The 3,896-nt window shown below is 44.0% G+C and carries 4 protein-coding genes; 3 read left to right on the top strand and 1 reads right to left on the bottom strand.

The genetic code is table 11. The features are described 5' to 3' along the window. Positions 1 to 13 precede the first annotated feature (13 nt). Both HUJ21_RS24155 and truA read left to right on the top strand, forming a co-directional pair. Complete coding sequence (locus HUJ21_RS24155; RefSeq protein WP_291373558.1) at positions 14 to 178, top strand: rhodanese-like domain-containing protein; 165 nt, start codon at positions 14 to 16, stop codon at positions 176 to 178. Between the two features lie 227 nt (positions 179 to 405). Then, on the top strand, positions 406 to 1,206 hold the full coding sequence (gene truA / locus HUJ21_RS24160) for a tRNA pseudouridine(38-40) synthase TruA (protein ID WP_291373554.1): 801 nt from the start codon (positions 406 to 408) through the stop codon (positions 1,204 to 1,206). 104 nt (positions 1,207 to 1,310) lie between these two features. On the opposite strand, the gene HUJ21_RS24165 is transcribed toward truA, so the two are convergent. Further along, the gene (locus HUJ21_RS24165; protein ID WP_291373556.1) at positions 1,311 to 2,783 is read right to left on the bottom strand and encodes a DASS family sodium-coupled anion symporter; all 1,473 of its coding nucleotides are present in this window, start codon (positions 2,781 to 2,783) and stop codon (positions 1,311 to 1,313) included. Positions 2,784 to 3,005: 222 nt separating this feature from the next. Here HUJ21_RS24165 and HUJ21_RS24170 point away from each other — a divergent pair, with 222 nt between their 5' ends. Further along, complete coding sequence (locus HUJ21_RS24170; protein WP_291373557.1) at positions 3,006 to 3,521, top strand: DUF4494 domain-containing protein; 516 nt, start codon at positions 3,006 to 3,008, stop codon at positions 3,519 to 3,521. Positions 3,522 to 3,896: the final 375 nt, after the last annotated feature.

Consider the following 3,896-nt stretch of genomic DNA (forward strand, 5'->3'; position numbering starts at 1 on the left):
ACAGGGGGAAAAAATCGAACGTAATAAAAAGGTAGTTGTTCTTTGCAAGGTAGGTGGCCGAAGTGAAAAGGCCATCCGCGCGCTGGAAGAGCAATTTGGATTTGGTAATTTGTATAATTTAAAAGGAGGAATAATCCATTACCTTAACACCTTTCACCCGGAAATGGAAACTTACTAATGCTTTTGGTGAAGAATTTTTGGTCCATAGTTCACTAAGCCTGGAAAAGGAACCGGGTCAATTACGGCCCTCTTCCAGGCTTTATTCTGATCAGAAACGGAATAGTGTAAGCGAAATTCTTTAAACAATTTGCGAAATGCTATCCTGTTCTAACACCCAAAAACATTTTTGTTTTCGGGATTCCTTCTTCTCTTTTTACAATTCTCTATTTATTTTTAATTTATTTCATGCAAAGTCGCCCCTACACATACTTGTTTCGCATTCAATACCTGGGTCTGCGCTACCATGGCTGGCAGGTACAAAAGGGGGTGAAAACCGTGCAGGGAACACTGGAAAGAAGCATCCGATACGTGCTGGGACACGAGGACTTTAACCTGCTCGGAGCCAGCAGGACCGACAGTGGCGTATCCTGCCTGGATGGTGCCTTTGAGTTATTTCTAAGGCAAGCGCTGGATATCCAACGTTTTTTAGCCGATACAAATGAAAACCTACCTTCAGATATCCGCCTGTTGAGTTGTCAACCGGTATCTGCTGCATTTAATGTGATCCAGGATGTGCAGTGCAAACAATATGGTTATTATTTCGCCTGCGGAGAAAAGCCCCACCCTTTTCTGGCCGGAAACCTGGCCTATGGGGGAAATGAATTGGACCTGGAATCCATGCAGCAAGGTGCCTCCCTTTTTGCTGGTAAACATGATTTCAGGCGCTTCTGCAGCCAGGGTAGAAATACCAGTGATTTTATACGGGAAATAAATTTTGCTGCTATATGCCCGGCAACAGGTGAGCTTCCTTTCTTGCCTGCTGAAGGGGCCTGGGTTTTCAGGGTCAGGGGAAAGGGATTTCTCATGCATCAGGTGCGAAGGATGGTAGCCTCCCTTTTTCTTCTGGGAAAAGACCTGCTTAGCCTGGACGAGCTAAAAAATGCCCTGCTAAGCGAAGACAAAAGCCCCCTCAGCCACAAGGCACCAGCAAATGGGCTGGTGCTGGAATCGATTTCCTTTCCTATGGAAAAATTAAATCAGGGTTAATCCCGGCAATGCAACCTGGTCCATGTCAACGATGGAATGAATGGAAAGGGGGACAGATTAACCCTGGCTTCTGGCTTGGAATGTCACTGGAATACCGATTTTTTTCAATAAACCCATTTGATCAGCGTAAAGGCCGCTAACCACAATAAAAGGATCGCCATAAGATTCAACCATATCCCCACTTTCATCATTTCCTTGATACGGATAAAGCCACTGGAAAACAATATGGCATTTGGAGGAGTGGAAATGGGCAGCATAAAAGCAAAACTACTGGCCATGGTTACTGGTATGGCAAATACCAAAACTTCTTCCCCCATACCATCTGCAATGGCCATGACTACCGGTAGAAAAATGGTCACGAGTGCCACATTACTCATTACTTCTGTCAAAAATAAAGAAACAGCCGTAAGTGCAAGTACCAAAAGGGCCACAGAAAGCAGTTGGTTATCAGCAATGTAAACCCCAATTCCCTGAATGATACCTGCTGCCTCCATGCTTTTGGCCAGGGTCATCCCTCCACCAAAAAGCAATAAAATCCCCCATGGAAGCCGCTGCATGCTTTTCCAGTTCAGCAGTTTTGCTCCTTTAAAATCTGAAGCCGGCACGAGAAACATCAGTAATCCTCCTGACATGGCAATAAGGGTGTCATTCAACAGCGGGGATGGAAGCATTTGGTTGATTGGGTTTCTGAAAATCCAAAGCAGGGCAGTCAGGAGGAGGACTCCTGCAGTTCTGGTTTCTGCAGACCTGACAGGTCCCAGCGCTTGCAATTGCTCCTGTATCACTTCGGAAGACCCCGCTAATTTGCCCAATCTGCTGGGGTATAATATTTTTACCAGCAGGACATACATAAACAGCATCATGAAGGCAGCAACGGGCAAACCTACCAAAAGCCAGCGGTTAAAATCCAGGGAGAAATCATATAACTCCTGCATGTAGCCCACCAAAACGACATTGGGCGGTGTTCCAATGATGGTAATCACCCCTCCAATATTGGCTGAGTAGGCAATCCCCAGCATCAGCGCAAAGGCAAAATTGGAAAAGCCCTTTTCCCTGGCCAGGGAAGGGTTATTGGCCTTAATCAGTTGTACAATTGACATGGCAATGGGCAGCATCATCACGGCAGTGGCAGTATTACTGATCCACATACTCAGAAATACGGTAGCCAGGTAGAACCCCAATATGATGCCATCGGGCCTGGTACCGGTGACTTTGATCAGGTTCAGTGCAATGCGCAGGTGCAGTTTGTTTTTTTCCATGGCCAGGGCAATGATAAACCCTCCCATAAAAAGATAAATAATGGGATTGGAGTAAGGGGCCGTTGCTTCAGCCATGTCAAAAATACCCAATAAGGGCAATAAGATCATGGGCAGCAGTGCGGTTACAGGAATCGGTACAGCTTCTGTCACCCACCAGCAAAGCATCCAGGCCGCCAGTGCCAAAACCTTTGTGGCAGGTCCTGATTCCCATGATAGCAGAAAGGCAGCAAACAACACCATCAAAAAAATAAAAGGTCCCAGAAAAAGCCCCAAAAAAGAAGAAGGATTTAGATTTTCTTTATTTGTTGACACGTTCATCTCAGGATGTTGTTTGTTGTAAAAATCTAAAATAAAGGGATTTTTCAAGAACACGGAAAATTTTCCCCAATTATGATCCTGAATCCTGCAGATGTCAGGCAGAGTTAAGCAATAATGGTTAGGTATTCATTGTGCAGGGGCTGAATTCTAAAAAAGCCTTTTTTGTTTCAGGGATTTCAGATTACCTTCGTGCTTTTAAAGAAATTGTGAAGCAATCGAATTATGAGAACCTGGTTTTTGTGTAAAGTAAAGTATGCCAAAGAAAACGAGCAGGGCCTGCTCAAAAATGTATCTGAGCAATACCTTGTAGATGCCGTTTCTTTTACCGAAGCCGAAGCAAGAATATATGACATGTTAGGCAGCGTGATCAGAGGGGATTTTCAGGTGACGAGCATAGGCAAAAGTAATATCGTAGATGTGTTTTTTTACGAAGATGTGGATGTTTGGCACAAATGCAAGATCACGTATATAGTGGCAGATGCGGATAGTGGGAAGGAAAAAAAGGTGACACAATACATGCTGGTCACAGCTCATCATGTCAAGGAAGCCTACGAGCGGATCTATGAAAGCCTCAACAACATGCTGGTCAGCTTCAATGTACCTGAAGTGACAGAAAGCCCTATTGTGGAAATATTTCCCTACGAAAAAGACGATGAGGAGCTAAATCCAGCTATTCCGGATAACCTGAAGCCGGTGGATAACACCACACAGGATCAGGAAGAGGGTGACCATCAATGAGCGAATAAAAGGACCTTTTTGCGCCCATTTAATAATTAATCGATCCATTTCATGGTGCTTTGCGTAAATAATTTACCCAAAGCCTGATTGAATACAAACAATTAATTAAACCTTAATTCAAATTTTTGGGTTTCAATGACATATTCTTTTCTACATTAGGTCATTTTATTAACTTGCATTTTAAAACTAACAAATACATAAAATCCAGCTTGAAGGAGGTGGCGTAAAGAGGGATGAATGTCATGGTGAGATTCCCCGTCCGACTGATGTCATCCGGGCGGGCATCTGACCTTCGAAAATCAAAATATAAACAGATGAAATCGAGCATGACGAGAACGTCACACACTGAGATGATTATTAAGCATGCGAGATTCC

The sequence above is a fragment of the Cyclobacterium sp. genome (genome assembly GCF_014762705.1).
In the GTDB taxonomy this organism is placed as follows: Bacteria; Bacteroidota; Bacteroidia; order Cytophagales; family Cyclobacteriaceae; genus Cyclobacterium.